The organism is Streptococcus sp. GMD6S, assembly GCF_000297015.1.
Genome location: NZ_AJRH01000022.1, coordinates 1 through 16,713, shown reverse-complemented (window position 1 = coordinate 16,713; position 16,713 = coordinate 1). Strand labels below are relative to the sequence as shown.

Annotated in this window: 13 protein-coding genes; 11 read left to right on the top strand and 2 right to left on the bottom strand. The window is 44.0% G+C overall.

What is annotated here, in order from left to right:
* The first annotated feature begins 114 nt into the window (after window positions 1-114).
* From pbp1b to GMD6S_RS05140, 6 genes are all read left to right on the top strand, one after another.
* Complete coding sequence (gene pbp1b, locus GMD6S_RS05165) at window positions 115-2,622, top strand: penicillin-binding protein PBP1B (RefSeq protein ID WP_000664442.1); 2,508 nt, start codon at window positions 115-117, stop codon at window positions 2,620-2,622.
* 77 nt (window positions 2,623-2,699) lie between these two features.
* Window positions 2,700-3,611 (top strand): DMT family transporter, encoded by a 912-nt coding sequence (locus GMD6S_RS05160; RefSeq protein WP_008284424.1) that lies wholly within the window; start codon window positions 2,700-2,702, stop codon window positions 3,609-3,611.
* A gap of 84 nt (window positions 3,612-3,695) precedes the next feature.
* On the top strand, window positions 3,696-4,394 hold the full coding sequence (gene dapD / locus GMD6S_RS05155) for a 2,3,4,5-tetrahydropyridine-2,6-dicarboxylate N-acetyltransferase (RefSeq protein WP_000127448.1): 699 nt from the start codon (window positions 3,696-3,698) through the stop codon (window positions 4,392-4,394).
* Between the two features lie 61 nt (window positions 4,395-4,455).
* Window positions 4,456-5,586 carry an N-acetyldiaminopimelate deacetylase gene (locus tag GMD6S_RS05150; RefSeq protein ID WP_000885096.1) on the top strand — a complete coding sequence of 377 codons (1,131 nt, stop codon included), beginning with the start codon at window positions 4,456-4,458 and terminating at the stop codon, window positions 5,584-5,586.
* Window positions 5,587-5,597: 11 nt separating this feature from the next.
* Window positions 5,598-6,137 carry a 5-formyltetrahydrofolate cyclo-ligase gene (locus tag GMD6S_RS05145; protein WP_000642760.1) on the top strand — a complete coding sequence of 180 codons (540 nt, stop codon included), beginning with the start codon at window positions 5,598-5,600 and terminating at the stop codon, window positions 6,135-6,137.
* Entirely contained in the window at window positions 6,121-6,801 is a 681-nt protein-coding gene (locus tag GMD6S_RS05140; protein ID WP_000658477.1) for a rhomboid family intramembrane serine protease, read from the top strand. Before GMD6S_RS05145 ends, GMD6S_RS05140 begins: the two co-directional genes overlap by 17 nt.
* A gap of 118 nt (window positions 6,802-6,919) precedes the next feature.
* Here the strand turns inward: GMD6S_RS05140 and galU are convergent, their stop codons facing one another.
* Together galU and GMD6S_RS05130 are read right to left on the bottom strand one after the other, a co-directional pair.
* On the bottom strand, window positions 6,920-7,819 hold the full coding sequence (galU, locus tag GMD6S_RS05135) for a UTP--glucose-1-phosphate uridylyltransferase GalU (protein WP_000811022.1): 900 nt from the start codon (window positions 7,817-7,819) through the stop codon (window positions 6,920-6,922).
* A 21-nt stretch (window positions 7,820-7,840) separates the two neighbouring features.
* The gene (locus GMD6S_RS05130; RefSeq protein WP_000745029.1) at window positions 7,841-8,857 is read right to left on the bottom strand and encodes an NAD(P)H-dependent glycerol-3-phosphate dehydrogenase; all 1,017 of its coding nucleotides are present in this window, start codon (window positions 8,855-8,857) and stop codon (window positions 7,841-7,843) included.
* Window positions 8,858-9,063: 206 nt separating this feature from the next.
* Between GMD6S_RS05130 and GMD6S_RS05125 the strand changes: the two genes are divergently transcribed.
* From GMD6S_RS05125 to gltX, 5 genes are all read left to right on the top strand, one after another.
* On the top strand, window positions 9,064-10,770 hold the full coding sequence (locus GMD6S_RS05125; protein ID WP_000905730.1) for an ABC transporter ATP-binding protein: 1,707 nt from the start codon (window positions 9,064-9,066) through the stop codon (window positions 10,768-10,770).
* A 1-nt stretch (window position 10,771) separates the two neighbouring features.
* Window positions 10,772-12,538, top strand: coding sequence for an ABC transporter ATP-binding protein (locus tag GMD6S_RS05120; protein WP_000860002.1), 1,767 nt, complete (start codon window positions 10,772-10,774; stop codon window positions 12,536-12,538).
* Between the two features lie 139 nt (window positions 12,539-12,677).
* Window positions 12,678-13,367, top strand: coding sequence for a gamma-glutamyl-gamma-aminobutyrate hydrolase family protein (locus GMD6S_RS05115; protein ID WP_000124757.1), 690 nt, complete (start codon window positions 12,678-12,680; stop codon window positions 13,365-13,367).
* 168 nt (window positions 13,368-13,535) lie between these two features.
* Window positions 13,536-14,885 carry a glucose-6-phosphate isomerase gene (locus GMD6S_RS05110; protein ID WP_000018248.1) on the top strand — a complete coding sequence of 450 codons (1,350 nt, stop codon included), beginning with the start codon at window positions 13,536-13,538 and terminating at the stop codon, window positions 14,883-14,885.
* A gap of 128 nt (window positions 14,886-15,013) precedes the next feature.
* A complete protein-coding gene (gene gltX, locus GMD6S_RS05105; RefSeq protein ID WP_000031047.1) occupies window positions 15,014-16,474 on the top strand; it encodes a glutamate--tRNA ligase in 1,461 nt (486 codons plus the stop codon).
* Window positions 16,475-16,713: the final 239 nt, after the last annotated feature.

Genomic DNA, 16,713 nt, shown 5'->3' with positions numbered 1-16,713 from the left:
GTTTCTACCTATTGTATCACAAACTTGATTAATAGCCTAGTGGAATAGGGAAGAAAGTGGCTATTTTATTGAAAGTTTCCCTTTTATGGTATAATAGAGAAAGCGAGGACATTCATGAAAGAAAGAATTAATGAATTAAAAACAAAAATGCTGCATTTTTTCCAGCAGCTAATGCAACGAATTGCAAAATGGAAGAAAAGACTAGCAAAAAAACTAGCTAATAAGAAAACCGGTAAAAAGGGGACCTCTTCTGACAAAGTTAGAAGGGCAGGGTCTATTTTTGCTAAGGTTTTGAGTGGGTTTAAAATAGTCTTTAATACTCTCTTTATCTTAGGCTTTATCGGTGGACTGTTTGGCGCTGGTGTAGCTATGGGTTATGGAGTCGCTCTATTTGACAAGGCCCAGGTACCTCAAGCAGAAGAGTTGGTCAAGCAAGTGAAGGATATTGCCTCTATTTCAGAAATCACTTATTCTGACGGCAGTACCATTGCCTCGATCGAGGGCGATTTATTGCGCACTTCAGTCGCTTCAGATGCTATCTCAGACAATCTTAAGAAAGCCATTGTTGCGACAGAGGACGAGCATTTCAATGAACACAAGGGAGTTGTGCCTAAGGCCGTTATTCGTGCGACTTTGGGAACCTTTGTCGGTCTAGGCTCGTCTAGTGGTGGTTCGACCTTGACCCAGCAGGTCATCAAGCAGCAAGTGGTGGGGGATGCTCCAACTCTGGCTCGTAAGGCTAAAGAGATTATTGATGCTCTAGCTTTAGAACGGGCCATGGGTAAGGATGAGATCTTGACAACCTACCTTAACATAGCTCCTTTTGGTCGCAATCATAAAGGTCAAAATATTGCAGGTGCCCAGCAGGCTGCAGAAGGAATCTTTGGGGTCAATGCTTCGGATTTAACGGTCCCTCAAGCAGCCTTTATCGCAGGATTGCCACAGAGTCCAATCAGTTATTCTCCTTATGAATCTGATGGTAGCATGAAGAGTGATGAGGACATGGCTTTGGGAATTAAGCGTGCCAAGGATGTCCTCTACAATATGTACCGAACAGGGGCTCTAAGTCAGGAAGACTACGATAAGTACAAAGATTATGACTTTAAGAAAGATTTCCTACCATCAGGTAGTGTTAGCGGTACTTCGCGTGACTATCTCTACTATGCAACCTTGGCAGAAGCTACTGATCGCATGTACGACTACCTCGTCCAACGAGATAATGTTTCTGCGCAAGAATTAAAGAATGAGTCCATTCAGAAATCCTATCGTGATCTAGCCGCTAAGGAAATTGAAAATGGTGGATATAAGATTACGACAACTATCAATAAAAATGTTCATGCTGCGATGCAAAATGCGGTTGCGACCTACGGCTATTTGCTAGATGATTCGACAGGCCAGCCTGAGGTGGGGAATGTCCTCATGGACAACCAAACGGGAGCTATCCTTGGATTTGTTGGTGGTCGTAATTATCAAGAAAATCAGAACAATCACGCTATCGATACCAAGCGTTCTCCAGCTTCAACCACAAAACCTATATTGGCCTATGGTATCGCTATTGACCAAGGTTTGATGGGAAGTGCAAGTATCTTGTCAAACTATCCTACCAACTTCTCAAATGGGAATCCCATCATGTATGTCAATAGTCCTGGTACGGGCATGATGACATTGGGAGAAGCCCTTAACTACTCATGGAATATCCCAGCCTACTGGACGTATCGTACGCTTCGAGAGAAGGGTGTTGATGTCAAAGGCTATATGGAAAAAATGGGTTACGAAATCCCAGAATATGGTATTGAAAGTTTACCGATGGGTGGGGGGATTGACGTTACAGTTGCCCAGCATACCAACGGGTATCAAACTCTGGCCAACAATGGAGTTTACCATAAGAAACATATGATCGCGAAGATCGAGTCAACGGATGGCCGATTGGTATACGAGCACAAGGATGAGCCTGTCCAAGTTTATTCAAAAGCGACAGCAACCATTATGCAAAGTCTCCTTCGGGATGTTATCTCGTCTCGGATTACCTCGAGTTTCCAGACGGACTTGACGACTATCAATCCATCCCTCGCTCGTGCTGACTGGATCGGAAAAACTGGTACGACCAATGAAGATGAAAATATGTGGCTCATGCTTTCTACACCTCGCTTGACTTTGGGTGGCTGGTTAGGTCACGACGACAACCGACCACTAGCCAAAGGAGCAGGTCACTACCGCAATGCCAACTATATGGCCCACTTGGTCAATGCCATTCAGCAAGCTGAACCTGGAATATGGGGGAATGAACGCTTTAATCTGGATCCAAGTGTGACCAAGTCGCAAGTTCTCCGATCTACAGGACAAAAACCAGGCAAGGTTTCCATCAATGGAAAAGAAATAGAAGTTTCTGGATCAACAGTAACGAGCTACTGGGCGACTAAAGAAGGCGCGCCAGTGACCACCTATCGCTTTGCTATTGGAGGAAGCGATGCAGATTATCTGAACGCATGGAAGAATATTCTAGGAAACATTCCAGCAGTGACTCCTCCAAGCTCAAGTTCAAGCAGTAGCTCTGGAAGTTCAAGTTCGAGTGGCAATACTCAAAGTGGTTCTTCAGGACGTTCACGTCTATTTAATCGTTAGGAAAGAGTAGTAGCAAGGTTAGTAATTTCTCCTTGTTGCTACTTTTTTCTTTGTTGGTTTCGTGTTACAATAATAATATGAATCATTATCAGAAAAAGATTGTTAAGGGAACAGTATATTCGCTACTCTCAGGCCTAATCTGGGGGATTTGTGGGATTTTAGGAGAGTATTTTTTCACTCATTATCCAGTGTCTTCTGGATGGATTACTTCTATGCGTTTACTAGTGGCGGGGAGTTTGGTTTTAGGTCTATCTGCCTTTCAGTTGCGTAGCCGCTTGTTGGACATCTGGCGTGATAAGAAAAATTATCTACCTTTTTTAGCCTATGCTATTCTAGGTATTTTTTCTGTGCAGTTTTTCTTCTATCTCTGCGTTGAGTATTCCAATGCGACGACGGCGACCATTTTGCAATTTATCAGCCCTGTTTTTATCCTGTTTTACAATCGAATCATTTACCAGAAGAAGGCTTCTATTACAGCTGTGTTCTATGTTTTGATTGCCATGCTAGGTGTTTTTTTGATGGCTACAAAAGGGGATTTGTCCCAGTTATCCATGACACCTTTGGCTCTAGTGACAGGTTTGCTCAGTGCAGTAGGGGTCATGTTTAATGTTATCCTTCCCCAACGCTTTGCACGGCGCTACGGATTTGTTCCGACTGTTGGTTGGGGGATGATTCTGGCAGGTCTCTTTAGTAATTTCCTCTACCCTATTTATCGGATAAGTTTTCAAGTGGATCTGGTAAGTGTGCTGATTTGTCTGACGATTGCCGTGTTTGGTACAGCTTTTGCCTTCTTCCTATCTATGAAGGCTGTGTCACTCGTTTCCCCGCTGGTTGTATCAGTGGTGAGTGCTAGCGAACCGCTCTCTTCAGCTTTATTAAGTGTTCTTTTTCTGGGAATGGTCATGGATGGTTTTTTGGCCTTAGCTATGGTGTTGATTATCGTTCCGATGATTTTTTTATCTGTAGAGGAAGCAAAACAAGCCCAGTAAAGATGATTATTTGATAGTTGAGGCTTCAAATTTGAAGCCTTTTTTGGTAGAATAGGTATCATTATAACGAACCAGGAGGCACCTATGACTGCTACAAAAATGAACGCTCAAGAAATTATCCAATTTATCGCCAATGCTGAAAAGAAAACCAGTGTCAAAGTAACCTTTGAAGGAGAACTTGCAACTGCTGTACCTAGCTCTGTTGTCAAACTAGGAAATGTTTTATTCGGAGACTGGAAGGATGTTGCTCCGCTTCTTGAAGGTTTGGTAGAAAATCAAGATTATGTTGTCGAGCAAGATGCTCGTAATTCTGCAGTTCCTTTGCTAGACAAACGTGCGATCAATGCTCGTATCGAGCCAGGTGCTATTATCCGTGACCAGGTTGAAATTGGTGACAATGCTGTTATCATGATGGGAGCTGTTGTCAATATCGGTGCTGAAATCGGTGCTGGAACCATGATTGACATGGGTGCCATCCTTGGAGGTCGTGCTATCGTTGGGAAAAACAGTCACGTTGGTGCAGGTGCAGTTTTGGCGGGTGTGATTGAGCCAGCTAGCGCTGAACCAGTCCGTGTCGGAGATAATGTTCTTATCGGTGCCAATGCAGTGGTGATCGAAGGGGTCCAAATCGGCAGTGGTTCAGTTGTTGCAGCAGGAGCTATTGTTACCCAAGATGTTCCAGAAAACGTGGTAGTGGCAGGTGTTCCAGCTCGTATCATCAAAGAAATTGATGCCCAAACCCAACAAAAAACAGCGCTAGAGGATGCGCTTCGTACCTTGTAAAAATAAAAAGAGGCGGATACTTCTTCCAGCCTCTTTCTTCTATCAAAAGGAGGATCGATAGATGTTAGATTTGATTCAGACTAGACGAGATTTACACCAGATTCCAGAGATTGGCTTGGAAGAGTTCAAGACTCAGGCTTATTTGCTGGATGTGATTGAGAAATTGACTACGGGCAAGGATTTTGTTCAAATTCGTATTTGGCGAACAGGGGTTTTGGTCTATTTGCAGGGAAGCCAGCCAAAGAAGACTATTGGCTGGCGAACAGATATTGATGGCCTGCCTATCGTCGAACAAACAGGACTGCCTTTCGCCTCTCAGCACCAAGGTCGCATGCATGCTTGTGGCCATGATTTTCATATGACTATTGCCTTAGGCTGTCTCGAACGCGCCCTGGAGGAACAACCCAAGAATAATTTGCTCTTTCTATTTCAGCCTGCTGAAGAAAATGAAGCTGGTGGCATGCTCATGTATGAGGACGGTGCTTTTGGAGACTGGCTACCAGACCAGTTTTATGGACTCCATGTTCGTCCGGATCTAAAGGTTGGACAGATTGCGACCAATACCCATACGCTCTTTGCAGGGACTTGTGAGGTGAAGATTCGTTTCAAAGGAAAAGGGGGACATGCAGCCTTTCCGCATGAAGCCAATGACGCCTTGGTGGCTGCTAGTTACTTTGTAACCCAAGTACAGTCAGTTGTCAGCCGCAATGTCAATCCCATCGAGGGAGCGGTGGTGACCTTTGGCCTTTTCCAAGCTGGAACAACCAATAATGTCATTACAGACACAGCCTTTTTGCATGGAACCATTCGCGCCTTGACTCAGGAAATGAGCCTCTTGGTACAAAAAAGAGTCAAGACAGTCGCAGAAGGGGTTGCAGCAGCCTTTGATATGGAAGTCGAAGTAGAACTCAAGCAAGGAGGCTACCTACCTGTTGAGAACAATCCAGCCTTGGCGCGTGAACTGATGGACTTTTTTGAAGAGAAAGATGGAATCGAGTTGATTGATATCGAGCCTGCTATGACAGGCGAGGACTTTGGTTATCTCCTTTCGAAGGTAGATGGCGTTATGTTCTGGCTAGGTATCGATAGTCCCTACGCTCTTCATCACCCTCAGATGAGTCCTAAGGAAGAAGCCATAGCCATTGGGGTAGATGCAGTCTCTAGTTTCTTAAAAAAGAAGGCAGCAGAGTAGAGGAATTGTCTATGAAAGCAGAACTACGCAAGAAAATTTTGCAAGAAATGAAGGCTTTATCTCAGGAGCAAAAACGGGCTATGGATCGAGCTTTAACCGAGCGTTTCTTACATCATCCCTTTTACCAAGAAGCTAAGAACATCGCAACCTATCTCTCTTTCCCTCATGAATTTCAAACGCAAGAACTGATTGAGCAGGCGCTGAAGGACGGCAAGAAGGTTTTGATACCCAAAACCTATCCCAAGGGGCGCATGGAGTTTGTGGTCTATCATCCGCAGCAGTTGGTAAAAACTTCCTTTGGTTTACTGGAACCGCAAGGAGACTTGGAAGTGGTGGAACTGTCTCAGATTGATTTGATTCATGTTCCAGGGCTAGCTTTTACGACAGAAGGCTATCGAATCGGATATGGTGGAGGATACTACGACCGCTATCTAGAACATTTTACTGGTCATACTTTGAGTACGGTTTATCCTTGTCAAATTCAGGAGTTTAACTTGGAAGACCATGATATTCCCGTCCAGGAGGTGCTAATCTATGAAGGAAATCTTTGATAAACGTTATCCTGTGACTAGTTTCTTCCTCCTAGTAACCGCATTGGTCTTTCTCTTGATGTTGGTTCTTACAGGTTTAAATTTTGAACGAGCAGATACCTTGCTTCAGTTTGGAGCCATGTATGGACCGATCATTCGCCTGTTCCCTGAGCAGATTTGGCGCCTTTTTTCGGCTATATTTGTGCATATTGGATGGGAGCATTTCATTGTCAATATGATTTCGCTCTACTTTCTTGGACGACAGGTTGAGGAGATTTTCGGCTCCAAGCAGTTCTTCCTTCTCTATCTCTTATCAGGAATGATGGGCAATCTCTTTGTGTTTGCATTTACACCGAAAGTTGTCGCAGCTGGAGCATCCACTTCTCTCTACGGGTTATTTGCTGCGATTATCGTCCTGCGTTACGCAACTCGCAACCCCTATATTCAGCAGTTGGGGCAATCCTATCTGACACTTTTCGTGATAAATATCATTGGAAGTGTTCTGATTCCAGGAATCAGCCTAGCAGGCCATATCGGAGGTGCAGTAGGCGGTGCCTTTCTAGCAGTCATCTTTCCAGTCAAATGGGAGAGAAGGATGTACAGTACCAGCCAGCGAATCGGAGCAACTGTACTTTTTATCGCACTAGCCATTTTCCTTTGCTATAAGGGAATGACCTATGTGTAGGGGGGATAGTTAAATGCGAGCACCGATTCGGTTGCTAATAAGTCATCTGCAAAGATGGCTTTTTTGTTGCAATCGTCAACAAAAAACAAAGCCCTTATTTAAGAGCTTTGTTTTTCTTCTATTCTCCCTCAGCTAACTCTTTTCCGAGTTGGATGAGGTAGTCTTTCAAGTCATCTTTAACTTGGGGGTGTTTGAGAGCGTAGTCGATGGAGGTTTTCATAAAGCCAAACTTATCTCCGACATCGTAACGAGCCCCTTTGAACTCACGAGCAAATACACGTTGTGTTTTATTGAGGGTATCGATTGCATCTGTCAGCTGAATTTCATTTCCTGCACCTGGAGCTTGGTTTTCGAGGATTTGGAAAATTTCAGGAGTGAGGAGGTAGCGTCCGATGATAGCAAGGTCGCTAGGAGCATCCTCTGGTGCAGGTTTTTCAACGAAGGTTTCAACGCTATAAAGGCCGTCTTTTCCTTCGCCTTGTGGAGCAATAACCCCGTAAGCAGAGACTTCGTCGTGAGGGACTGGCATAACAGCGATAGTAGACGCGTGGGTACGCTCGTAGTCATCCATGAGTTGTTTGGTAAGTGGAACAGCCTTTTCGTCCGTGATATCCATCAAATCATCACCAAGCATAACGACAAAAGGTTCATTTCCAACGAAAGCTTTGGCTTGCAAAACAGCATCGCCGAGACCACGTGGATGTGTTTGGCGGATAAAATGCAGGCGCATGCCGGTTGTCTCATCAACCAGCTTCAAAAGATCGGTTTTCCCTTTTTCTTTAAGGTTATATTCCAATTCGAAGTTTGAATCGAAGTGGTCCTCGATGGAACGTTTTGACTTACCAGTAACAACCAAGATGTCTTCGATTCCAGATTTGAGGGCTTCTTCAACGATAAACTGGATAGTTGGCTTGTCTACGATTGGCAACATTTCCTTGGCCAAGGCCTTAGTTGCTGGGAGGAAGCGAGTTCCCAATCCAGCTGCAGGGATGACTGCTTTTCTGACTTTTTGTTTCATGATGTTCCTTTCTATAAGGGTCTACGACCATTCGTTTTCTGCTTTAAATTCATTGCTCATGATGTCAGTGATTGCTTCTTTGATGTTGACACCTTCGTAGATGACTCGGTAAATAGCCTGTGTGATTGGCATGTAGACACCCAATTCCTGAGCCAGCTCGTAAGCTGCTCGAGTTGTTGAAATGCCTTCGATGACCATGCCCATGTTTGCTTCGATGTCTGCGAGGGATTCTCCACGACCGAGAGCATCACCGGCCCTCCAGTTACGAGAGTGGACAGATGTCCCCGTTACGATCAAATCCCCAACTCCAGAAAGCCCGCTATAAGTCAGAGGATTGGCTCCAAGAGCGACCCCTAGACGGGTGATTTCAGCCAAGCCACGGGCAATGATAGCCGCCTTGGCATTGTCGCCAAATCCTAGACCATGTAGTGCTCCAGCGCCAACTGCGATGATGTTTTTGAGAGCACCAGCGGTTTCAACTCCGATAACATCCGTATTAGTATAGAGACGGAAGTAGTGATTGCTAAAGAGATTTTGGACGTACTGGGCAGTTTCAAGATCTTTGGAGGCTGCGGTAATCAAAGTAATATCGCGTACAATCGTTTCCTCAGCATGGCTAGGTCCTGAAACAACAACGACTTCACTACGAAGGTCAGCTGGAATTTCCTCTTCAAGAATAGTTGATAGACGTTTGTGGCTATCTGGTTCCAATCCTTTGGAGGCATGCATGATGACAACCTTGTGATTGAGCACCTTTGCTACTTGTTGGGCAACCAGTCTCGTTACTTTTGTTGGGACTACAAATAAAACAGCATCCACATCCTTGAGTGTTTCTTCCAAGTCATGATAGGCTTTGATTTTTTCGTCGAGTAGGATATCTTTGAAGTAGCGTTTGTTTGTATGTTGGTTATTGATTTCATCAATTTGGTCAGAAATATTTCCCCAAATTCGAACCTCGTGTCCATTGTCGTTTAGGACCTGCGAAAGGGCAGTTCCCCAAGAACCAGGACCCAAGACAGCGATGGTTTGTTTCTTCATCTTTTCCTCCTTGTAAGAGTTCTTCCTTTCATTTTACCATAAAAAGCCTTTTCATGCATCACCTGTAGATGAAAGCGCACTAATTTATAATAAGGAGACTTCTTTGACAAGATGTCTCTTTTTTGCTAGAATAGCATCAATATGAACGAATGAGAAGGAGCTGACGCAGGATGTCGCTCCCTTTATCTATTTTATTAGGAGGAAATATGCTCATTAAAAAAATAAAAACCTATAAATGGCAAGCCTTGGCATCCTTAATGATGACAGGCTTGATGGTTGCGAGTTCGCTCTTGCAACCGCGCTATTTGCAAGAGGTGTTAGAGGCTTTGTTGGCCGGACAAAATGAGGCTATTTATAGTATTGGCGCTTGGTTGATAGGAGTAGCCCTAGTCGGTCTGGTTGCAGGTGGGGTCAATGTAACGCTTGCAGCCTACATTGCTCAAGGAGTGTCTTCGGACCTTCGTGAAGACGCTTTTCGCAAGATCCAGACTTTTTCTTATGCCAATATCGAGCAATTCAATGCGGGTAACCTTGTCGTCCGTATGACCAATGATATCAACCAAATTCAGAACGTGGTGATGATGGCTTTTCAAATTCTTTTCCGTCTCCCTCTTCTCTTTATCGGTTCCTTTATCTTGGCGGTTCACACTCTTCCGTCGCTTTGGTGGGTGATTGTCCTCATGGTGCTCCTAATCTTTGCACTAACTGCCATCATGATGGGGATGATGGGGCCACGATTTGCCAAATTTCAAACCCTTCTTGAACGGATCAATGCTATCGCTAAGGAAAATCTACGTGGTGTGCGCGTAGTCAAATCCTTTGTACAAGAAAAAGCACAATTTGACAAATTTACCGAGGTTTCTGATGAACTTCTCGGCCAAAATCTTTATATCGGTTATGCCTTCTCAGTTATAGAACCCGTTATGATGCTAGTCGGCTATGGAGCGGTCTTTCTCTCTATCTGGTTGGTAGCAGGCATGGCTCAGTCAGATCCGTCTGTAGTGGGCTCGATTGCTTCCTTTATCAACTATCTCAGCCAGATTATCTTTACTATTATCATGGTTGGATTTTTAGGAAATTCTGTCAGCCGTGCCATGATTTCTTTGCGTCGTATCCGTGAGATTCTAGATACCGAGCCAGCGATGACCTTTAAAGATCTCCCAGATGAAGAGTTAGAAGGAAGTCTCTCTTTTGAAAATGTGACCTTCACCTATCCCAATGATGACGAACCTATGCTGAAGAATGTAACCTTTGATGTTGCGCCTGGTCAGATGGTCGGTGTGGTTGGAGCGACTGGAGCAGGGAAGTCCACTCTAGCTCAGTTAATTCCACGACTGTTTGATCCACAGGAGGGATCTATTAAGATTGGTGGCAAGGATATTCGAGACGTCAGCGAGGGAACCTTACGTAAAACAGTTTCCATTGTCTTGCAACGTGCTATTCTCTTTAGTGGGACCATTGCAGATAATCTTCGTCAAGGGAAAGGCAATGCCAGCGTGTCAGAAATGGAACGTGCAGCACGAATTGCCCAAGCCAGCGAATTTATCGGACGCATGGAAAACAAATTTGAGAGTCAGGTCGAAGAGCGAGGCACCAATTTTTCTGGTGGACAAAAACAACGGATGTCCATTGCCCGTGGGATTGTCAGCAATCCCCGTATCCTGATTTTTGACGATTCGACTTCAGCCTTGGATGCTAAGTCAGAGAGACTCGTACAGGAAGCTTTGAATAAAGACCTGAAAGGGACGACAACCATTATCATCGCTCAAAAGATTAGTTCAGTCGTCCATGCAGACAAGATTTTGGTCTTGGACCAAGGACGCTTGATTGGAGAAGGACGGCATGCAGACTTGGTAGCTAACAATGCCGTCTACCGCGAAATCTACGAAACACAAAAGGGAAAGGAGGAATAAAATGAAAACCGTTCGATTTTTCTGGAATTATTTTAAAGTTTACAAGCTCTCCTTTGTCATTGTGATTCTGATGGTTGCGGTGGCGACGATTGCCCAAGCCCTCTTTCCTGTTTTTTCAGGCCAAGCAGTCACGGAGCTAGCTAACCTAGTTCTAGCTTATCAAAATGGGACTTCCGAACTAGCCTGGCAAAGTTTGTCAGCTCTGATGCTGAATCTAGCTCTGGTTGTCCTTGTCTTGGTGGTGTCTAGCTTGATTTACATGATCTTGATGACCCGTGTGATTGCCGAGTCGACAAATGAGATGCGTAAGGGCCTTTTTGGTAAACTTTCCCGTTTGACGGTTTCTTTCTTTGACCGCCATCAGGATGGGGATATCCTTTCTCGCTTCACGAGCGACTTGGACAACATCCTTCAAGCCTTCAATGAAAGCCTAGTTCAGGTTATGAGCAATATTGCTCTTTACATCGGTTTGATTTTTGTCATGTTTTCAAGAAATGTGACGCTCGCCCTGATAACAGTAGCCAGCACTCCAGTGGCCTTTCTCATGCTGGTTTTCATCGTGAAAATGGCCCGCAAGTATACCAATCTCCAGCAAAAAGAGGTTGGGAAACTTAACGCCTACATGGACGAGAGTATTTCTGGACAGAAAGCTGTTATCGTACAAGGAATTCAAGATGATATCGTAGCAGGCTTTGTGGAGCAAAATGAGCGCGTGCGTAAGGCAACCTTTAAAGGGAGAATGTTCTCAGGTATCCTCTTTCCAGTTATGAATGGGATGAGCTTGGTCAATACAGCCATCGTCATTTTTGCTGGTTCTGCGGTCTTGCTGAAGGATCCAAGTATCGAAACAACGACAGCCCTAGGTTTGATTGTCATGTTTACCCAATTTTCTCAACAGTACTACCAGCCGATTATCCAGGTGGCTGCGAGTTGGGGGAGCCTCCAGTTGGCCTTTACTGGGGCAGATCGTATCCAAGAAATGTTCGATGCAGAAGAAGAGATTCGTCCGCAAAATGCGCCTGCCTTTACGGAATTGCGAGAAGGCGTTGAAATCAGTCACATTGATTTCTCTTATGTGCCAGACAAGCCGATTTTAAAAGATGTTAGCATTTCAGCTCCTAAGGGGCAGATGATAGCAGTTGTCGGTCCGACTGGCTCAGGGAAATCGACCATCATGAACCTCATCAATCGTTTCTACGATGTGGATGCAGGTAGTATTTCCTTTGATGGCAAAGACATCCGTGACTACGACTTGGACAGTCTGCGGAGCAAGGTCGGGATTGTCCTGCAGGATTCGGTCTTGTTTAGCGGAACAATCCGAGACAATATCCGCTTTGGTGTGCCAGATGCCAGTCAGGAAATGGTCGAAGCAGCTGCCAAGGCAACTCATATTCATGACTATATCGAAAGCTTGCCTGACAAGTATGATACCCTTATTGATGATGAGCAAAATATCTTCTCGACTGGGCAGAAACAATTGATTTCCATCGCTCGAACCTTGATGACAGATCCTCAAGTCCTAATTTTAGATGAAGCGACTTCCAATGTGGATACCGTAACAGAAAGCAAGATTCAACATGCCATGGAGGCAGTTGTAGCAGGACGAACCAGTTTTGTGATTGCCCATCGTCTCAAGACCATCCTCAATGCCGATCAGATTATTGTCCTCAAAGATGGAGAGGTCATTGAACGTGGAAATCATCACGAGTTGCTCAAGATCGGTGGCTTCTACTCGGAACTGTATCACAATCAATTTGTCTTCGAATAAAAAAGAAGTTGTCCTTATTGGGCAGCTTTTTTTTATACATAAAAAATACTTATCACGGTCTTTAAAAAAACATATTAGACAGGAAAGGGTTGGAGTGATAAGATAAGACTATCGCAAGAAAATCGAAAGGAGACACATTATGGCTAGAACGGTTGTAGGAGTTGCTGCAAATCTATGTCCTGTAGATGCAGAAGGGAAAAACATTCACTCATCTGTATCCTGTAAATTTGCAGAGAGCATTCGTCAAGTCGGTGGTCTTCCTTTAGTAATTCCTGTAGGGGATGAGTCCATTGTGCGCGATTATGTGGAAATGATTGACAAACTCATCTTGACAGGTGGGCAAAACGTCCATCCTCAGTTTTATGGAGAGAAAAAGACCATTGAGAGCGATGATTACAACCTTGTACGCGATGAGTTTGAACTAGCCCTCTTGAAAGAAGCGCTCCGCCAGAATAAACCAATTATGGCAATCTGTCGCGGGGTTCAGCTGGTCAATGTTGCTTTTGGCGGCACTCTTCACCAAGAAATTGAAGGTCACTGGCAAGGCTTGCCTTTTGGAACCTCTCATTCTATTGAAACAGTAGAAGGAAGCGTGGTGGCTAAGTTATTTGGCAAAGAAAGTCAGGTTAATTCAGTGCATCGTCAGAGCATTAAAGATCTAGCACCCAATTTCCGTGTGACAGCGGTGGATCCTCGAGATCAGACAGTGGAAGCGATTGAGTCTATTGACGAACATCGCATTATCGGTTTACAGTGGCACCCAGAGTTCCTGGTCAATGAAGAAGATGGCAATTTAGAATTATTTGAGTATTTATTAAATGAATTGTAACGGTTAGAGTCTCTAGCCGTTTTTATTCGTCCTTTCAGATTTTTTATATTTTAGCAAATTTACGCAAACGTTTGAATTCTGATAAAAATTGGGCAAAATCAATAAAAAAACTTGAAAAAATCGAAGGTAAGCGTTATGATAGAAAAGAAGAAATTTTGGAGGATTATCATGTCACATATTAAATTTGATTATTCAAAAGTTTTAGACAAATTTGTTGCCCCACATGAAGTGGAATACATGCAAGCACAAGTAACAGCTGCAGACGAATTGATTCGTAAAGGAACTGGTGCTGGTAGCGACTTTTTAGGTTGGTTGGACCTTCCTGAAAACTATGACCGTGAAGAATTCGACCGCATCTTGAAAGCTGCTGAGCAAATCAAGTCAGATAGCGATGTCTTGGTTGTAATCGGTATCGGTGGATCTTACCTTGGTGCCAAAGCAGCCATTGACTTCTTGAACCACCACTTTGCAAACTTGCAAACAAAAGAAGAACGCAAAGCTCCACAAATCCTTTACGCTGGAAACTCAATCTCATCTACTTACCTTGCTGACTTGGTAGAGTACGTAGCTGACAAAGACTTCTCAGTAAACGTGATTTCTAAATCAGGTACAACAACAGAACCAGCGATTGCTTTCCGTGTCTTCAAAGAACTTTTGGTTAAGAAATACGGACAAGAAGAAGCTAACAAACGTATCTACGCAACAACTGACCGCCAAAAAGGTGCTGTTAAGGTTGAAGCAGATGCCAACGGTTGGGAAACATTTGTGGTTCCAGACGACATCGGTGGACGCTTCTCAGTATTGACAGCAGTTGGATTGCTTCCAATCGCAGCATCAGGTGCAGACATCAAAGCCCTTATGGAAGGTGCGAACGCAGCTCGTAAAGACTACACTTCAGACAAACTTTCAGAAAATGAAGCTTACCAATACGCAGCAGTTCGTAACATCCTTTACCGTAAAGGCTACGCTACTGAAATCTTGGTAAACTACGAACCATCACTTCAATACTTCTCAGAATGGTGGAAACAATTGGCTGGTGAGTCAGAAGGGAAAGACCAAAAAGGTATTTACCCAACTTCAGCTAACTTCTCAACTGACTTGCACTCATTGGGTCAATTTATCCAAGAAGGAACTCGTATCATGTTTGAAACAGTTGTCCGTGTTGACAAACCACGTAAGAACGTGATTATCCCTACTTTGGAAGAAGACCTTGACGGACTTGGTTACCTTCAAGGAAAAGACGTTGACTTTGTAAACAAAAAAGCAACTGACGGTGTTCTTCTTGCCCACACTGACGGTGATGTGCCAAACATGTACGTAACTCTTCCAGAGCAAGACGCTTTCACTCTTGGTTATACTATCTACTTCTTCGAATTGGCAATTGCCCTTTCAGGTTACTTGAATGCCATTAACCCATTTGACCAACCAGGTGTTGAAGCTTACAAACGCAACATGTTTGCCCTTCTTGGAAAACCAGGATTTGAAGAATTGAGCAAAGAGCTTAACGCACGTCTATAATAAAAGAAAAGAGTGGCTTGTCCACTCTTTTTTACTCTCTTTATTCGTAGACATTGGACTCAGGCGAGACTTGTGATATAATATAGAAAGCAAAAAGGCAGACGCCTAGAGACTTTATAGGAGAAACTATGTCAAAAGATATCCGCGTACGCTACGCACCAAGTCCAACAGGACTACTACACATCGGAAATGCCCGTACAGCATTGTTTAACTACCTTTACGCACGCCATCATGGTGGAACTTTTATCATTCGTATCGAAGATACTGACCGTAAACGCCATGTCGAAGATGGGGAACGTTCACAGCTTGAAAATCTTCGCTGGTTGGGAATTGACTGGGATGAAAGTCCAGAAACTCATGAAAACTACCGCCAATCAGAGCGTTTGGAACTCTATCAAAGATACATCGACCAATTGCTAGCTGAAGGAAAAGCCTACAAATCGTACGTTACAGAAGAAGAGTTGGCAGCAGAGCGCGAACGCCAAGAAGAAGCTGGCGAAACACCACGCTACATCAATGAATATCTTGGCATGAGCGAAGAAGAAAAGGCGGCTTACATTGCAGAACGTGAAGCAGCCGGTATCATCCCAACTGTTCGTTTGGCTGTTAATGAATCTGGTATCTACAAATGGCATGATATGGTCAAAGATGATATCGAGTTTGAAGGTGGCAACATCGGCGGTGACTGGGTGATTCAGAAGAAAGATGGCTACCCAACTTACAACTTTGCCGTTGTCATCGATGATCATGACATGCAAATTTCCCATGTTATTCGCGGAGATGACCACATTGCCAACACCCCAAAACAGCTCATGGTTTATGAAGCGCTTGGTTGGGATGCACCTGAGTTCGGTCACATGACCTTGATTATCAACTCTGAAACTGGTAAGAAGTTATCTAAACGCGATACTAATACCCTTCAATTTATCGAAGACTACCGTAAGAAAGGGTACCTTCCAGAAGCAGTCTTTAACTTTATTGCCCTTCTTGGTTGGAATCCTGGTGGGGAAGATGAAATCTTCTCTCGTGAAGAACTCATCAAGCTCTTTGATGAAAATCGCCTCAGCAAGTCTCCAGCAGCCTTCGACCAGAAGAAACTAGACTGGATGAGTAACGACTACATCAAGAGAGCTGACTTAGCAACTATCTTTGAGATGGCAAAACCATTCCTAGAAGAAGCAGGACGTTTGACTGATAAGGCTGAAAAATTGGTGGAACTCTATAAACCACAAATGAAGTCAGTGGACGAAATCGTTCCATTGACAGACCTTTTCTTCTCAGATTTCCCAGAACTGACAGATGCTGAGCGCGAGGTCATGGCAGGAGAAACCGTTCCGGTTGTTCTAGAAGCCTTCAAAGCGAAACTAGAAGCAATGACAGATGAGGAGTTTGTGACAGAAAACATCTTCCCACAAATCAAAGCAGTCCAAAAAGAAACAGGTATTAAAGGTAAGAATCTATTTATGCCAATCCGTATCGCCGTTTCAGGTGAAATGCATGGACCAGAATTACCAGACACCATTTTCTTGCTCGGACGTGAAAAATCAATTCAGCATATTGAAAACATGCTGAAGCAGATTTCTAAATAAGTAGGAAAAATATAGGGATATGAGCTCATCCTTTCTTGGAGAGTAAGAGAAGGCCCTTTGAATTAAAAATCAAAAGAGTCAGATAGTCTGGCTCTTTTTGATTGTCTTCCAAGAATTTGTATAGGATGGAAAAAAGTTCTTGACAAAGGGAGAAAAGAAGGTATAATAGAAAGAGTCGAAAAGCTCAAGGTCCGTTGGTCAAGGGGTTAAGACACCGCCTTTTCACGGCGGTAACCCGG

Coding starts and splice junctions, on each gene's coding strand:
- pbp1b (WP_000664442.1), top strand. CDS start 115: ATGAAAGAAAGAATTAATGAATTAAAAACAAAAATGCTGCATTTTTTC.
- GMD6S_RS05160 (WP_008284424.1), top strand. CDS start 2,700: ATGAATCATTATCAGAAAAAGATTGTTAAGGGAACAGTATATTCGCTA.
- dapD (WP_000127448.1), top strand. CDS start 3,696: ATGACTGCTACAAAAATGAACGCTCAAGAAATTATCCAATTTATCGCC.
- GMD6S_RS05150 (WP_000885096.1), top strand. CDS start 4,456: ATGTTAGATTTGATTCAGACTAGACGAGATTTACACCAGATTCCAGAG.
- GMD6S_RS05145 (WP_000642760.1), top strand. CDS start 5,598: ATGAAAGCAGAACTACGCAAGAAAATTTTGCAAGAAATGAAGGCTTTA.
- GMD6S_RS05140 (WP_000658477.1), top strand. CDS start 6,121: ATGAAGGAAATCTTTGATAAACGTTATCCTGTGACTAGTTTCTTCCTC.
- galU (WP_000811022.1), bottom strand. CDS start 7,819: ATGAAACAAAAAGTCAGAAAAGCAGTCATCCCTGCAGCTGGATTGGGA.
- GMD6S_RS05130 (WP_000745029.1), bottom strand. CDS start 8,857: ATGAAGAAACAAACCATCGCTGTCTTGGGTCCTGGTTCTTGGGGAACT.
- GMD6S_RS05125 (WP_000905730.1), top strand. CDS start 9,064: ATGCTCATTAAAAAAATAAAAACCTATAAATGGCAAGCCTTGGCATCC.
- GMD6S_RS05120 (WP_000860002.1), top strand. CDS start 10,772: ATGAAAACCGTTCGATTTTTCTGGAATTATTTTAAAGTTTACAAGCTC.
- GMD6S_RS05115 (WP_000124757.1), top strand. CDS start 12,678: ATGGCTAGAACGGTTGTAGGAGTTGCTGCAAATCTATGTCCTGTAGAT.
- GMD6S_RS05110 (WP_000018248.1), top strand. CDS start 13,536: ATGTCACATATTAAATTTGATTATTCAAAAGTTTTAGACAAATTTGTT.
- gltX (WP_000031047.1), top strand. CDS start 15,014: ATGTCAAAAGATATCCGCGTACGCTACGCACCAAGTCCAACAGGACTA.